13 protein-coding genes are annotated in these 14098 nt (G+C 64.9%); 3 read left to right on the top strand and 10 right to left on the bottom strand.

What is annotated here, in order from left to right; genetic code table 11:
- Positions 1–61: 61 nt before the first annotated feature.
- Together mnmA and NE850_RS14755 are read right to left on the bottom strand one after the other, a co-directional pair.
- The gene (gene mnmA, locus NE850_RS14760) at positions 62–1207 is read right to left on the bottom strand and encodes a tRNA 2-thiouridine(34) synthase MnmA (RefSeq protein ID WP_165184428.1); all 1146 of its coding nucleotides are present in this window, start codon (positions 1205–1207) and stop codon (positions 62–64) included.
- A gap of 69 nt (positions 1208–1276) precedes the next feature.
- A complete protein-coding gene (locus NE850_RS14755) occupies positions 1277–1756 on the bottom strand; it encodes an NUDIX hydrolase (RefSeq protein ID WP_165184430.1) in 480 nt (159 codons plus the stop codon).
- Positions 1757–1997: 241 nt separating this feature from the next.
- Between NE850_RS14755 and NE850_RS14750 the strand changes: the two genes are divergently transcribed.
- Genes NE850_RS14750 through NE850_RS14740 form a run of 3 tightly spaced genes read left to right on the top strand, consistent with a single transcriptional unit; the run spans position 1998 to position 4938 of the window.
- Positions 1998–3140, top strand: coding sequence for a Re/Si-specific NAD(P)(+) transhydrogenase subunit alpha (locus NE850_RS14750; protein ID WP_310698887.1), 1143 nt, complete (start codon positions 1998–2000; stop codon positions 3138–3140).
- Between the two features lie 11 nt (positions 3141–3151).
- Complete coding sequence (locus NE850_RS14745) at positions 3152–3484, top strand: NAD(P) transhydrogenase subunit alpha (protein WP_007179302.1); 333 nt, start codon at positions 3152–3154, stop codon at positions 3482–3484.
- On the top strand, positions 3484–4938 hold the full coding sequence (locus NE850_RS14740) for an NAD(P)(+) transhydrogenase (Re/Si-specific) subunit beta (protein WP_007179301.1): 1455 nt from the start codon (positions 3484–3486) through the stop codon (positions 4936–4938). Before NE850_RS14745 ends, NE850_RS14740 begins: the two co-directional genes overlap by 1 nt.
- A gap of 51 nt (positions 4939–4989) precedes the next feature.
- Here the strand turns inward: NE850_RS14740 and NE850_RS14735 are convergent, their stop codons facing one another.
- The 8 genes from NE850_RS14735 to NE850_RS14700 all read right to left on the bottom strand — a co-directional run bounded on the left by NE850_RS14735 (position 4990) and on the right by NE850_RS14700 (position 13826).
- The gene (locus tag NE850_RS14735) at positions 4990–5730 is read right to left on the bottom strand and encodes a YafY family protein (protein WP_007179300.1); all 741 of its coding nucleotides are present in this window, start codon (positions 5728–5730) and stop codon (positions 4990–4992) included.
- Positions 5731–5796: 66 nt separating this feature from the next.
- Positions 5797–6180, bottom strand: coding sequence for a VOC family protein (locus NE850_RS14730; RefSeq protein ID WP_007179299.1), 384 nt, complete (start codon positions 6178–6180; stop codon positions 5797–5799).
- A 235-nt stretch (positions 6181–6415) separates the two neighbouring features.
- Entirely contained in the window at positions 6416–7708 is a 1293-nt protein-coding gene (locus tag NE850_RS14725) for a class I SAM-dependent RNA methyltransferase (RefSeq protein ID WP_007179298.1), read from the bottom strand.
- Positions 7709–7839: 131 nt separating this feature from the next.
- Positions 7840–10005, bottom strand: coding sequence for a site-specific recombinase (locus NE850_RS14720; protein WP_310698886.1), 2166 nt, complete (start codon positions 10003–10005; stop codon positions 7840–7842).
- 1 nt (position 10006) lies between these two features.
- Positions 10007–10765 (bottom strand): PqiC family protein, encoded by a 759-nt coding sequence (locus tag NE850_RS14715; RefSeq protein ID WP_007179296.1) that lies wholly within the window; start codon positions 10763–10765, stop codon positions 10007–10009.
- A complete protein-coding gene (locus NE850_RS14710; RefSeq protein ID WP_007179295.1) occupies positions 10762–12420 on the bottom strand; it encodes an intermembrane transport protein PqiB in 1659 nt (552 codons plus the stop codon). The genes NE850_RS14715 and NE850_RS14710 overlap by 4 nt, the downstream gene beginning before the upstream one ends.
- Positions 12413–13063, bottom strand: coding sequence for a paraquat-inducible protein A (locus tag NE850_RS14705; RefSeq protein ID WP_007179294.1), 651 nt, complete (start codon positions 13061–13063; stop codon positions 12413–12415). The genes NE850_RS14710 and NE850_RS14705 overlap by 8 nt, the downstream gene beginning before the upstream one ends.
- A gap of 7 nt (positions 13064–13070) precedes the next feature.
- A complete protein-coding gene (locus NE850_RS14700; protein ID WP_007179293.1) occupies positions 13071–13826 on the bottom strand; it encodes a paraquat-inducible protein A in 756 nt (251 codons plus the stop codon).
- Between the last annotated feature and the right edge of the window lie 272 nt (positions 13827–14098).

The following is a 14098-nucleotide window of genomic DNA, read 5'->3' as shown; positions in this document are numbered from 1 at the left end:
TGCACGCACAGCGGTGCGCTGCATTGCCGCTCACGGCAATGCTGATCGATTGAATGCATGGTCAACGGGCGGTCAGCAGCGCCGCTTTCTGAGGCTGGCGTGTGACCGGCTGACCGGTCACCGCATGTTCGATGATGCCGCCGCCCAGGCACACGTCGCCATCGTAGAGCACGGCGGATTGCCCTGGTGTGACAGCCCATTGCGCAGTGTCGAAATTCAGTTCGAACAGGCCTTCGCCGGCTCCCGCCGAGCTGAACGTGCACGGTGCATCCGCTTGCCGGTAACGGGTCTTCGCGCCGCAGGCGAAGCCGTCCGCTGGCGGCTCGCCCGCCACCCAGCTCGTGTTGCCCGCGGACAGCGTATGGCTGAGCAGCCACGGATGATCGTGGCCTTGCGCGACGTACAGTGTGTTCGACGGGATGTCCTTGCCGGCCACGAACCACGGCTCGCCGCTGCCGTCCTTGCTGCCGCCGAGGCCGATGCCCTTGCGCTGTCCAAACGTGTAGAACGCGAGGCCGATATGTTCGCCGACCACTTTGCCCTCGGTGGTTTTCATCGGGCCGGGCTTGGTGGGCAGATAGCGATTCAGGAAGTCGCGGAACGGCCGTTCGCCGATAAAGCAGATGCCGGTCGAATCTTTCTTCTTCGCATTGGGCAGCGCGATCTGTTCGGCGATTTCGCGCACTTTGGTTTTCGGAATTTCGCCGAGCGGAAACAGCGTTTTCGACAACTGCGCCTGATTCAGCCGATGCAGGAAGTACGACTGATCTTTCGTATGGTCGAATGCCTTCAGCAGTTCGAAGCGGCCGTTGTTCTCGCGCACGCGCGCATAGTGGCCGGTCGCGATGGTTTCCGCGCCGAGCGATATGGCGTGATCGAGGAACGCCTTGAACTTGATCTCGGCGTTGCAGAGCACGTCCGGGTTCGGCGTGCGGCCGGCCGAATATTCGCGCAGGAATTCGGCGAACACGCGGTCCTTGTATTCGGCGGCGAAGTTGACCGCTTCGACGTCGATGCCGATCAGGTCCGCCACCGAGACCACGTCGATCCAGTCCTGCCGCGTCGAGCAGTACTCGCTGTCGTCATCGTCTTCCCAGTTTTTCATGAACAGGCCGACCACGTCGTAGCCTTGTTCCTTCAGCAGCCACGCGGTGACCGACGAATCGACGCCGCCCGACATGCCTACTACGACTTTCTGCTTGCTCATAAGGTGCTCACTGGGTGCTGCATGACTTCATGGATCGTGGGTGGCCGCTCGTGACGGCTGCCGCGATATTTACTGTTTGGGCCCGACCGAATGCGTGTGCACGAAGTCGAGCGGGAAACGCCGGCCCGCGAGGTAGTCGTCGAGACATTGCATGACGAGCGGCGTGCGGTGCCGTTCTGGACAGGCGCGCAATTCGTCGGCGCTCATCCACAACGTGCGGACGATGTCGGGGTCGAGCGCGCGCTCCGGGTCGGGGCCGCCGCCTGCGCCGCAATAGGTGAAGCGCAGGTAGGTGACACCCTCATTGCCGGGCCGCTCGAAGTGGGTCATGTACAGGCCCACCAGCGCCTCGGGCGCGAACGGATGGGCGGTTTCCTCGAGCGTTTCGCGGATCACTGCTTCGACCAGCGTTTCGCCCGCTTCCAGATGGCCTGCGGGCTGATTCAGGCGCAGGCCGTCGGCGGTATGTTCTTCGACCACGAGAAAGCGCCCGTCACGCTCGACGATGGCCGCGACGGTGACGTGCGGCAGCCAGGTTTCCGGTTTCATGGGTGCGCATTTTACCGTTTATAGGCCTCGCCTGCCGGGAAGCGGGTCGGCGCGGCGCCCTGGTCTGCCGCCTCGCCGGCCCGTCACGACGCAGCCTGCGTCCGCCAAGGCCCCCCGCATTGTCCCCGATTTCGACGCCGCGCCCGTTTCGGTTAAAGTGAGGCGTTAGCCGTTGCACTTGCAAGCCGGCGTGCCTCGTCGGCGGATCTGTCGTAAAACAGGAAGTCGAGGAGGAACAACGATGCACATCGGAGTGCCAGCCGAGACGCGCGCGCACGAAACCCGCGTCGCCGCGACGCCCGAGACGGTCAGGAAGTATGTGAGCCAGGGCCACCGGGTCGCGATCCAGAGCGGCGCCGGCACCGGCGCAAGCTTTCCTGACCACGCCTTTACGGCCGCCGGCGCGGAGATCGTCGACGCCGCGACCGCTTTCGGCGCCGATCTCGTTCTCAAGGTGCAGTCGCCGACCGACGCCGAACTGCCGCTTCTGAAGCGCGGCGCGGTGCTGGTCGGCATGCTCGATCCTTTTAATACCGAAAACTCATCAAAGCTGGCGGCAGCCGGCGTCACCGCGTTCGCGCTCGAAGCCGCGCCGCGCACCACGCGTGCGCAAAGCCTCGACGTGCTGAGCTCGCAGGCCAACATTGCCGGGTATAAGGCGGTGCTGCTCGCCGCCACGCTTTACCCGCGCTTCATGCCGATGCTGATGACCGCCGCCGGCACGGTGAAAGCCGCGCGCGTGCTGATTCTGGGCGCGGGCGTGGCGGGCTTGCAGGCGATTGCGACTGCGAAGCGTTTGGGCGCCGTGATCGAAGCATCCGACGTGCGTCCCGCGGTCAAGGAACAGATCGAATCGCTCGGCGCGAAGTTTCTCGACGTGCCCTACGAAACCGACGAGGAGCGTGAAGCCGCCCAAGGCGTCGGCGGCTATGCGCGGCCGATGCCGCCATCGTGGCTCGCGCGTCAGTCGGCGCTGGTTCATGAGCGCGCCAAACAGGCCGACGTGGTGATTTCCACCGCGCTGATTCCGGGCCGCGCCGCGCCGACCTTGATCTCGGTGGAAACCGTGCAGGCGATGAAACCCGGCTCCGTGCTGGTCGATCTCGCGGCGGGACGCGGCGCGGAGTACGAAGGCCGGCGCGGCGGCAACTGTCCGTTGACCGAAGCGGACCAGGTGGTGATCAGACACGGCGTGACTATCGTCGGCTATACGAATCTGGCCTCGATGGTGCCCGCCGACGCGTCGTCCCTCTACGCGCGCAACCTGCTCGATTTCCTCAAGCTGATCATCACGAAGGAAGGCGCCCTGAACATCGATCTCGCAGACGACATCGTCGCGGCCACGCTGCTGGCCCGCGACGGCGAAGTCGCGCGCAAGGCTTAAGGAGAATGGCGATGGAAGTCATCAACCACACCGTCATCAACCTGATCATCTTCGTGCTGGCGATCTACGTCGGCTACCACGTGGTCTGGAACGTCACGCCCGCGCTGCACACGCCGCTGATGGCCGTGACCAACGCGATCTCGGCGATCGTGATCGTCGGCGCGATGCTGGCCGCCGGCCTGACCCTGGGTGCGCCGGGCAAGTTCTTCGGCACGCTCGCCGTCGCACTCGCGGCGGTCAACGTGTTTGGCGGCTTTCTCGTGACGCGGCGAATGCTGGAGATGTTCCGCAAGAAAGAGCCGAAGAAGCTGATCGCAGATAAGACGGCAAAGGAGAACGCGTAATGAGTCTGAACCTCGTCACGCTGCTTTATCTGGTCGCGTCGGTCTGCTTCATTCAGGCGCTCAAGGGGCTGTCGAATCCGAAGACCGCGCGCATCGGCAATACCTTCGGCATGGCCGGGATGGCGATCGCGATCCTCACCACCATCGCGCTGATCGTCAAGCAGGCTAACGGGCTCGGTTCGAACCTCGGTTTGGGGCTCGGTCTGCTGCTGGTCGCGCTGGTGATCGGCGGCGCGGTCGGCGCGTTCGTCGCCGCGCGCGTGGAAATGACCAAGATGCCGGAGCTGGTCGCGGCGATGCACTCGCTGATCGGTCTGGCCGCCGTGTGTATCGCGTATGCGGTGGTGTCGGAGCCGGCGGCGTTCGGTCTGGTCGATCCGGAGAACACCGCGCCGGGCTTCCTGCCGTATGGCAATCGCGTCGAGCTGTTCATCGGCACGTTCGTCGGCGCGATCACGTTCTCCGGTTCGGTGATCGCGTTCGGCAAGCTGTCGGGCAAGTACAAGTTCCGCCTGTTCCAGGGCGCGCCGGTCGTGTATGCCGGGCAGCATCTGATCAACCTGCTGCTCGCGCTCGCGATGCTCGGCTTTGGCGTGATCTTCTTCCTCACGCAGTCGTGGCTGCCGTTCATCATTATGACGATCATCGCTTTCGTGCTCGGCGTGCTGATCATCATTCCGATCGGCGGCGCGGACATGCCGGTGGTGGTGTCGATGCTGAACTCGTACTCGGGCTGGGCGGCGGCGGGCATCGGCTTCTCGCTGAACAATCCGATGCTGATCATCGCGGGCTCGCTGGTGGGTTCGTCGGGTGCGATTCTTTCGTACATCATGTGCCGCGCGATGAACCGCTCGTTCTTCAACGTGATTCTCGGCGGCTTCGGTAATGAGGCGGGGGCGGCGGTAGCGGGTGGGTCGGCGGAGCAGCGTCCGGTGAAATCCGGTTCTGCAGACGATGCGGCGTTTATGCTCGGCAATGCTGAAACCGTGGTGATCGTGCCGGGGTATGGTCTCGCCGTGGCACGTGCGCAGCATGCGCTGAAGGAGCTGACCGACAAGCTGGTGGAGAAAGGCATCGAGGTGAAGTACGCGATTCACCCGGTGGCGGGCCGGATGCCGGGCCACATGAACGTGCTGCTCGCCGAAGCCGAAGTGCCGTACGACATGGTCTACGAAATGGACGACATCAACGGGGAGTTCGGCCAGGTCGACGTGGTGCTGGTGCTCGGCGCAAATGACGTGGTGAATCCGGCGGCGAAGAACGATCCGAAGTCGCCGATTGCGGGCATGCCGATCATCGAGGCGTACAAGGCGCGTACGGTGATCGTGAACAAGCGCTCGATGGCGGCGGGGTACGCCGGGCTCGACAACGACCTGTTCTACATGGACAAGACGATGATGGTGTTCGGCGATGCGAAGAAGGTGATCGAAGATATGGTGAAAGCGGTCGAATAAACCCGCCTGGAACAGGATCGCGGTTTGCCTCGCAACGGCAAACCGCGATCCTCACTTCGGCCTGGCATTCACATGCCGCAACAGATCCGCAAGGCGCCTGCCTTCCTGATCCGGATACTGTTCGAGCACCTGCAGATTCTGGATCTTCTCCAGTCCGAAATTGCGGAAATCGCTACGCAATTCACACCACGCGCCAAGCGTCCAGCGCGCGCCCCAATAGGCGAGCGCAAGTGGCCAGACGCGTCGTTCGGTCGCCGCGCCATTCACGTCGACGTAAGCAAAGCTCACCACATGCCGCGTATCGATCGCGCGATGCAGCGCGTCCAGTTGCGCCGAAAAATTCCCCTTGATGTGAAACGACGGCGCGAAAACCGCCAGCCTTTCCAGCGCCGCGCGCTTGTCGGCGGGCATGGCCGAAGCGATTTTGGCGAGCGCGCCGCGCGCGCCACCGGCAAAGGCGGCGCCTCCCCACGACTCGAGCATGCGTGCGCCCGCGGCGAGCGCGGCCAGTTCGTCGGCGGTGAAGGTGAGCGGCGGCAAACTCGCCGTGCGGCTCAGCCGGTAGCCGATGCCGGCTTCGCCCTCGATCGGCACCCCTGACAGTTGCAGATCACGCACATCGCGATAGACCGTGCGCAGCGAGATGTTCAGCCAGTCGGCGAGTTGCTGCGCGGTGGTCAGACGCCGTCCGCGCAGCAGTTCGGCGATCTGGAACAGGCGGTCGGCGCGGCGCGTCATCGTGGGCGTGGTGTAGAAGAGGACCGGGACAGTCCCGCGATGATAGCGCCGCATGCCGCGCTCCGGTCAGCGTTCGTGCGCGGTGTCTGGCGCCCGCCGCGCATGAGCGTCGTGACGCGTTTAACCGTTGGTCTGCGAATGCAGGCCGAGGCGGTTGCCTTCCGTATCGGTGAAGAACGCGATATAGCCGATGTCCTTCGGCAGCTTGATCACCGGGCCGTCGGTCTTGCCGCCGGCTTTCTCCACGCGCGCGAGGGTGGCGTCGACGTTCGGCTGCGCGTTCAGGTAGACGAGCACGCCGTCGCCGGTCGGCGTCATCGACGGGCTGTGGACGATCGCGCCGCCGGTGGCCGGTTCTTCGTAGCCGAACACGGCGATCGGCTGGCCGCCGATTTCCTGCACGTTCAGTTTGACGTCGAGCGCGGCTTCGTAGAAACGAACGGCGCGAGCGAAATCGACGGACGGAATCTCGAACCATGCAACAACTTTGGATGATGTGGACATGTCACTCTCCTGGGGATGGCGGGTAAGCAGTGCAAAGCGCCGGATGGCGTGAGAAGGAGTGTGCGGGGGTGCTGCTGACAGCGTGGTGTCAGTAGGGCGTGGCAGGAGCGATGAAAGAAGCGATGAGAGAAGCGAAGGGCGCCGAAGCAGACAGCAGGCGAAAAAAAACCGCGAGGCCGGTTCGCGGCTCGCGGTTCTTATCGCCTTGCAGCGGCAGCGCTGAAAGCGCTGTGCGTCAAGCCGCCGGCGTATCAGTTTGCGGCCGCTGCCGCACGCTGCCTGCGATCAGGTCGAAGCGGAACAGCCGGCATTCGAGCGCGCCGTTAAAGAGCGGTGTCTTGGTCGATTCACGCAGGCGCAACTGGCCAGGCAGCTTGCGGTCCGACGTCAGGATAAACGCATGCCAACCGGTGAAGCGTTGCTTGAGCGCGTCGCCGAGCGACTGGAAGAATTCGCTGTCCGGCGTTTCCTCCTGGGCGCGGCGAAAGCCGTCGTCTTCGCGGCTGTCACGATTGCCGCGGCCTTCGCGAAGCTCGCCGCGCGCATTGCGTCCGCGCACTTCGATCCGTTCGCCATAGGGCGGATTCGCGACGAGAATGCCCGCCGCGGACGAGGGCGGCGTCATGTTGCGCGCGTCGAGCTGCTTGAGCGGAATAGACGGCAAGCCGGCACGCTGGAAGTTGGCGCGCGCCTTGTCGAGCATGTCGCCGGAAATATCGCTACCGAAGATCTGCAGATCGGCACGCGAACTGCGCGCGGCGTGTTTCGCGTCGAGCGCGGCGGCCTTGAGCGTTTGCCAGGTCCTGGCTTCGTACTGCTTGAGCTTCTCGAAGCCGAAGCGGCGTTCCGCGCCCGGCGCGATATTCAGCGCCACCTGCGCGGCTTCGGCGAGGAACGTGCCGCTGCCGCACATCGGGTCGTACAGGGGCGTGCCGGCGGTCCAACCGGTCAGACGCAGAATGCCCGCGGCCAGATTCTCGCGCAGCGGCGCCGCGCCCTTGTCGAGGCGCCAGCCGCGCTTGAAGAGCGGGTCGCCCGAGGTGTCGAGATACAGCGTGCAGTCGGTGGCGGTGAGAAACGCGAACACGCGCACGTCGGGCATGGCGGTGTCGATACTCGGACGCGCACCGCTGACTTCGCGCAGACGGTCGCAGATCGCGTCCTTCACGCGCAGCGTGGTGAATTCCAGGCTGCGCAGCGGCGATTTGATTGCGGTGACGTCCACCCGCAGCGTTTCGTTTGCCGAGAACCATTGTTCCCAACGCTGTTCGACCGCGAGCGCGTAAATGTCCTGTTCGCTGCGATACGGACGATGCGCGATTTTCAGCAGCACGCGGCTCGCGAGGCGCGAGTGCAGGTTGGCGGCCATGCCGGCGGCCCAGCCTCCACGGAAATGCACGCCGCCCGGCACTTGTGCGCCGGCCGTGAACGGCGCGCCGTTCAGGTGCTGGGCGGCAATTTCGGCGAGTTCGGCCGCGAGCGAGGCTTCAAGGCCGCGTGGGCAAGGGAGGAAGAAATCGAAGGACATTGAGGTTGCCGGAAGGCGTTGGATAAGGCGCTATTGTACGCGGTCGGGGTGAGCGGCCATGCGCGATTGCCTGGCGGCAAGCCGCGCCCGCCTGCGCGGGCGGTGCGGCGAGCGGTTGCCGCCGCAGGCCGCTACCTGGCTGCGCGTGCCGCTTTTGCCGGCCAGACGAGTTCCAGCGGATGCCGGAACAGCCGTTGCCAGATCGCGCCACGCAGCGAGCGCACCGCGTTGCGCCGCAAGTCGCGCGATTTCACCGCCATGTAGAAGGCGAGCGCGAAACTCACGGCCACGTTGAGTATCGCCATGCTGCCGACACCGGCCACCGCCCACCACAACTCCGGCAGTTTCAGCGCGTCCTTGCCGAGCACGCCGAGCGCGACGCCGATCGAACCGGCGCTGAGCGTGACGTGACGCACTTCGAAGGAAAACGCAAACGCGGTGAGAATCGCCGGCACCAGGCCGAGCATCAGCCCGAGCGTGATATTGCCGACCACCCCCGCCACATTCGCACGGCAAAACCGCGCGATCCGGTCGGCACCGGCCGCGCCCAGCGTCATGCGCAGACGGCGGTTATAGGTGAGCGCGTCGGCAACGCGATGCAGCACGAACCAGTTGTCCGCCCAGCCCGCAAGCAGGCTGGACGACCACAGCAGCACGCCGGTCAACGCGGCGTAGAACGGTGTCGGCCCCCAGAGCGAGAAGGAGTGCAGCGTGGCGTGCGCCTTCTCCGGCGAAATGATGTTGGCGCGAAACAGCGCGTGCCACAGCAATTGCACGCCGAAGCACACGGGAAACACCAGCAGAACGTTGCCGAGCACCGCGGCGGCCTGGGTGCGCATCAGCGCGGTCACCGAACTGACGAAGCTGTCGACCCCTGCCGGCGTGCCGACACCGTCGAGTTCCCGCGCGAGCGTCGGTGCGGTCATGGCCGGCTGCTTGGTGGCGAGCGAGAAGTGCAGGAAGTGCATCAGCAGGAAACTCGCCGCGTAGTTGATGCCGGCCAGCAGGCCTTCGAACATCGCCTGAAAATGCGCGCCGGTAATGGCGAATTTCACGCACACCGTGACGACGGTGACGAGACCGCCGCCGGCCGCCATGCGCAGCATCTTCAGATATTCGGCGCGATCGCGGGCGATGTAGTGCTCGCCGGTATCGGCGCTGTATTCGACGACCTTGCGCGCCAGCAGCGAAAAGTTGCTGCGTACCAGGTGCGCGACGCTCTGGCTCGCATGGTTTGCGTTGACGAGTTCGGCGGTGAGACGCGCGCCGGCGTGCGGATCGTCTTGCGCCATCCATGCATTCAGCAGATGCTCGGCGCGCACGATCCGCATGCGCATCCGTTCGACCTGGAACACGATGTCGACGCTCACGCCGTTGCGATAGAGATGCGCGAAGACGTCGTCCGTCGCGCCGCGGCATTCGTCGAGCAGCAGCCGCAGATAGTTGACCTCGTGCAGCAGCGGTTCCTGCGGGCCGCCGGCCACGAACGCCTGGTGCGCGGCTTCGACGGCGAGCATCGCGCGTGTGAGCCGGTAGAACGGTTGCTTTTCCATCGCGACGCGCACGTCGCTGGCTTCGTGCGTGGCATGGCCGTCGCGATCGCGGTGCGCGTGAGCGAAGCCGCAGTCGTCCGGATCGGCTCGGCCCAGACGGCTGCGCACGGTTTGTGACAGGCCCGTGGAACTGATCTGGCAGGTCAGGTTATGCAGCGCCGCCAGCAGGTCGAGCGAAAACGGTGTGGTGTCGCGCTGTTCGTCTTCGTCCGCCGCGTAATCGAAAAGCACGTGGATGCGGATCAGCAGGTCGGTGGGAAGCGCGCCGATCCATTCGGCGTCCCGCTCCGAGCTGAACATGAGCGTGACGATCGCGGTGAGGTCGCGCCGGTTTGGCGCGGGCGGAATCAACGCGGCTTCGAGCCGTTCGAACAACGCACCGAAGAAGCCCGAATGCACGGGCATGCCGGCGTCGCACAGCAGCGAGAGGCCGTCGCTCTCGCGCAGCAGTGCACGCAGAATACCGGCGACGTTCGCCTTCCAGACGGGGTTGCGGTCGAGCACATGGAGGAGATAGCGGATTCGCGTGTGCGCCGGCGTGGAGTGATGGGCGTTGCCTTCAGCGGCGGCGCCGGCCTGGACTGCGTGGCCCCGGCGAATCCAGTGGGCGAGTTCGATCAGCCACTCGCTGCGCTCCGGATACGGCGCGGTCCGGTCGGCGATCGCCAGCAGCGCATCGAGCTGGTGACCGCCGTCGCGCGAAGCGCGCCATTTCCTGATGAATCGTTTGAGCGAGTCGAACACTTCAGGCGCCGGCTCCCGCAGTGCTGTCCGCTGAAGGACAGGGTGGCACGGCCACACTCACCGCCGTCCCTTTGGTCGAAGCCGAAGAAGCTCCCTTGGGGTTCGGGCTTTGACCTTGCGGAGCAGCGGCAGCCATTGCCTGCACGGCGGAAGCCATCTGCACGGAAATCCGCTGCAGCGCCCGCCGATGCCCGTCGACCAGCGCGTCATACCCGCCGCTCACCGGTTCGCTGACCACGCTGCGGCACGTCATTACCGCGTTGCTGCGTACCGAACGGACGCTCCACACTGCATCGATCAACGCATGCGAGCCGGGCCATGACTCGAAGCGCTGCACGTTCATGCTGACCCGATACACCGGCGTGGCATCCGGTCGCGCGGTGCCGTACACGTCGATGGTGTTCAACTGCTGCGTCAGACTCGTCGACAACGCGCGCCGGATCTCGTCGCCGGGCAGCGAGGCCCAGCGCTCTTCTTCGAGCACTTGGACCTGTGTCGGCCCCGTCTGTATCACCAACTGATTCTTCGACACCTGCGGCGGCACGTCGATCGGCGCGACTTCGATCAGCCACGCCGGCGCAGCCGAGGTCCGGCCGCTGACCGGCGCCGCCGCTGCGGCGGTGCTATCCGATCCCAACGTATAGAAGCGGCTCGACGGCGACGAGCACGCCGCCAGCGCCACCAGTCCGGCCAGCGCGCCGGCAAGAACAGCACCACGCGCGAGCCCGCGCGGCGGACGGGGGAGCCGGGCAAACATCATGGTTTATCTCCTGATTTACCGCGCAACAGCGATTCGGGATGGCGCTCCAGATAATCCGACAGCGCATTCAGCGACTGCAACGTGCGCGTCAATTCCTGCAACGCCTGATGAACATCGGACTGCAACGGCGAATCCTGCTGCAAGGTCGCCTCGGCCGAACCGAAGGTCTGCTTCGCCGCTGCGAGCGTGTCGCGCGCCTGCGGCACCACTTCCTTGTCGAGTCGCGTGAAGAGCTGATCGGCGTTCTTCAGCGCGCTGTTCAGGTTGTTGCCGATCTGGTCGAACGGCACCGCGTCGAGCTTCTTCGCAATGTCGGCGACCTGGAGCTGCAACTCGTCGAGCGTGTTCGGAATGGTCGGCAGTTCGAGCGGATCGCTCGCCACGTCGACGGTTGCCGGCGGCGCCTTCGGGAAGATGTCCACCGCCACGTACAGCTGGCTCGTAATCAGATTGCCGGTGCGCAACTGGCCGCGCAGACCATGTTTGACGAGCTGTTGCAGCATGGTTTGACCCGCCAGGCTGCCCGGTGCCGGCGCGGTCTCGCGGAAGCGTCTGCCAAGCCGGTCCGGATAGAGGTTCATCGTTACCGGCATGGTGAAGCTGCGCGACTTCGGATCGTAGTCGATGCCGATGTTGGTCACCTGGCCCAGCACGATGCCGCGGAAATCGACCGGTGCGCCGATCGACAGGCCGCGCAGCGACTGGTTGAAGTTCATCACCACGCGCAGCGGCACGCCGTCCGGTTCGCGCATCGCATCGGCTTCATCCGAACCGAGGCGGAAGGTCATGTTGTTCGGCGCCTGCGCGCCTACGCCCTGACCCGGCGGCGACTGGAACGACAGGCCGCCTACGATCACCGTTGCAAGCGACTGGGTGTTCAGCTTGAAGCCGCTGGAATCGAGCCGCAGATCGACACCGCTCGCATGCCACCAGCGCGAATTGGTGCCGACATACTGGTCGAACGGCGCGGACACGAAGACCTGCATGGTCACGCCGGTGCCGTCCTTGTCGAGCGAGAAGCCGACCACCTGGCCGACCTGCACGCGCCGGTAGAAGATCGGCGAGCCGATGTCGATCGAGCCGAGCGAGTCGCCGTGCAGGACGAACTGGTGACCCTTCTGGTCGCCGGTAATCGGCGGCGGCGTTTCGAGGCCAACGAAGTCCTTCTCGGTATCCGGCGAATGCCCGGCATCCGCGCCGATATACGCGCCCGAAAGCAGCGTGGTGAGACCGGACACGCCGCTCGCGCCGACGCGCGGCCGCACCACCCAGAAACGCGAATCCTTGACCGCGAAATCTTCGCCTTCCTTGGTCAACTGGACCTGCACCAGCACGTGCGACAGATCTTTCGACAGCGTGATGGTCTTCACGGCGCCGACGTCGACGTCCTTGTACTTCACCTTGGTCTTGCCCGGTTCGAGGCCTTCGGCGCTGACGAAACTGATCGTGATGGTCGGGCCTTTCGCGGTGACGGATTTGATCACGAGCGCGATGCCGATCAGCGCGGCAATCAGCGGAATCACCCAGACGAGCGAAGGCAGCCAGCGGCTGCGCGGTTCAATGTCAGGGTCGGGGAGTTGGGGCGGCAGCTTCGGTCCGTTCGAATCGTTGCGCGGCGCATCGGGAGCGGGCGTCGGTTCTTGCGGGCTAGTCATGTTTGAGATCCTGAGGTTTTGGGGTGCTGCCTTCCACGTGGTCCCAGATGAGGCGTGGATCGAACTGCATGGAGGCCATCATGGTCAGAATCACGACCGAGCCGAAGGCGATGGCTCCGGGGCCCGCCGTAATGACGGCAAGCGATTTGAAGCGCACCAGCGCGACGGTCAGCGTGACGACGAACACGTCGAGCATCGACCAGCGCCCGATCCGTTCGACCATCCGGTAAAGCGTGATGCGCTGATCGGGCCGCCAGCGCGAGCGGCGCTGCGCCGTGATGGTGAGCAGCACCAGCACGCTCAGCTTGAGCATCGGCACCATGATGCTGGCGACAAACACGATCACCGCGAGCGGCCAGTCGCCCGAGGTCCAGAAATAAACGACGCCGCTCATGATAGTGTCGTCTTCGGAACCGAGCAGCGACGAGGTGTGCATGACGGGCAGCAGATTCGCGGGAATATACAGCAGCGCGGCGGCGATCAGCAGCGCCCAGGTGCGCATGAGACTGTCGGGGTTGCGCGAGTGAAGGTGCGCGCCGCACCGTGAACAGTGCTGCGCCGTGACGGAGCGAATGCGCGGCTCGACGCGTCCGCACGCATGGCAACTGACGAGACCCGCGCTTCTCGCGGTAACGTATTTCATGGTGTGCTCACCCTCGACGTGGCGCCGGTGGCACGACCGGCGGCAATGCGGACGGCTCCGCGCCACGCACCTCGGGCGGCGCGGGTGGTCCCGCGACCGAGCTGACTGCGGCCGCCGCGCTGTCTGCTGAAGTGCGCGGCAGCGGCCGTTCGCCGCGGGCGCCCAGTTCGTCGGCGAGATCCCACAGAATGCGCGGATCGAACGTGACCACCACGGCGAGCATCAGCGTGAGCACGCCGAACGCAAACAGCGCCGCTTCGGGAATCACGCGCGCGAGACTCACCATCTTCACGATGGTGATCAGTATCCCGAGCATGAAGACTTCGATCATGCCCCACGGGCGTACGAATTGAATCGCGCGCAGCACGCGGTTGAAGGCGTGCGGCACATAGCCGGCGCGCAGCGGGATCAGCACGTAGAGCAGCGCGACGAGTTCAGTCAGCGGGAACAGAATGGTCGAGCAGAAGACCATGACAGCGACGATCTGCATGTCCTCGTCCCATAGCGCGATGAGCGCGCCGAACAGCGTGGTCTGCGAGGTGATGCCGTTGGTTTCGAGTTCGACGATCGGGAAGCCTTGCGCGATCAGGAAGGTGATCAGCGCGCCGAGCGTCATGGCGCTAATGGCGTCCAGCTTGCGGGAGATGCCGCGGTAAAGCGTGGCCCCACAGCGCGGACAGCGCGCGACCGTGCGCCCGACAAGCCGGGGTTTGCGGAACAGCGTATCGCACTCATGGCACGCAATCAGGTTGTCATGTTCCATAGGGCAAAGGGCTGACAGTGTGAGGGGAAGCGTGCAATGCCCGTTTCTTTGGCAGGTCTGATCAAAGTGTGGAGCAATAGTACCAAACGCGCCCGGCGGTCGCACCGGCCATTGCGCTGAAGCTGGATTGTGAGCCGTGGCGGGCGTTGGCGGACGGTTAATGCTACATCGAATCGCTATAACTCTGACAACCTCCGTCCCTAATTGTTCAATGCGCGCGGCATGTGCGGCGAAAACGCCAGGGGCGGGATCTCTGGCGACCTTCTGCCAGT

The organism is Paraburkholderia sp. USG1 (assembly GCF_031570135.1).
Taxonomy (GTDB): Bacteria; Pseudomonadota; Gammaproteobacteria; order Burkholderiales; family Burkholderiaceae; genus Paraburkholderia; species Paraburkholderia dioscoreae.
This window is presented reverse-complemented; position numbering and strand designations above follow the sequence as displayed.

Coding starts and splice junctions, on each gene's coding strand:
- NE850_RS14745 (WP_007179302.1), top strand. CDS start 3,152: ATGGAAGTCATCAACCACACCGTCATCAACCTGATCATCTTCGTGCTG.
- NE850_RS14725 (WP_007179298.1), bottom strand. CDS start 7,708: ATGTCCTTCGATTTCTTCCTCCCTTGCCCACGCGGCCTTGAAGCCTCG.
- NE850_RS14715 (WP_007179296.1), bottom strand. CDS start 10,765: ATGATGTTTGCCCGGCTCCCCCGTCCGCCGCGCGGGCTCGCGCGTGGT.
- mnmA (WP_165184428.1), bottom strand. CDS start 1,207: ATGAGCAAGCAGAAAGTCGTAGTAGGCATGTCGGGCGGCGTCGATTCG.
- NE850_RS14710 (WP_007179295.1), bottom strand. CDS start 12,420: ATGACTAGCCCGCAAGAACCGACGCCCGCTCCCGATGCGCCGCGCAAC.
- NE850_RS14750 (WP_310698887.1), top strand. CDS start 1,998: ATGCACATCGGAGTGCCAGCCGAGACGCGCGCGCACGAAACCCGCGTC.
- NE850_RS14755 (WP_165184430.1), bottom strand. CDS start 1,756: ATGAAACCGGAAACCTGGCTGCCGCACGTCACCGTCGCGGCCATCGTC.
- NE850_RS14730 (WP_007179299.1), bottom strand. CDS start 6,180: ATGTCCACATCATCCAAAGTTGTTGCATGGTTCGAGATTCCGTCCGTC.
- NE850_RS14735 (WP_007179300.1), bottom strand. CDS start 5,730: ATGCGGCGCTATCATCGCGGGACTGTCCCGGTCCTCTTCTACACCACG.
- NE850_RS14740 (WP_007179301.1), top strand. CDS start 3,484: ATGAGTCTGAACCTCGTCACGCTGCTTTATCTGGTCGCGTCGGTCTGC.
- NE850_RS14705 (WP_007179294.1), bottom strand. CDS start 13,063: ATGAAATACGTTACCGCGAGAAGCGCGGGTCTCGTCAGTTGCCATGCG.
- NE850_RS14700 (WP_007179293.1), bottom strand. CDS start 13,826: ATGGAACATGACAACCTGATTGCGTGCCATGAGTGCGATACGCTGTTC.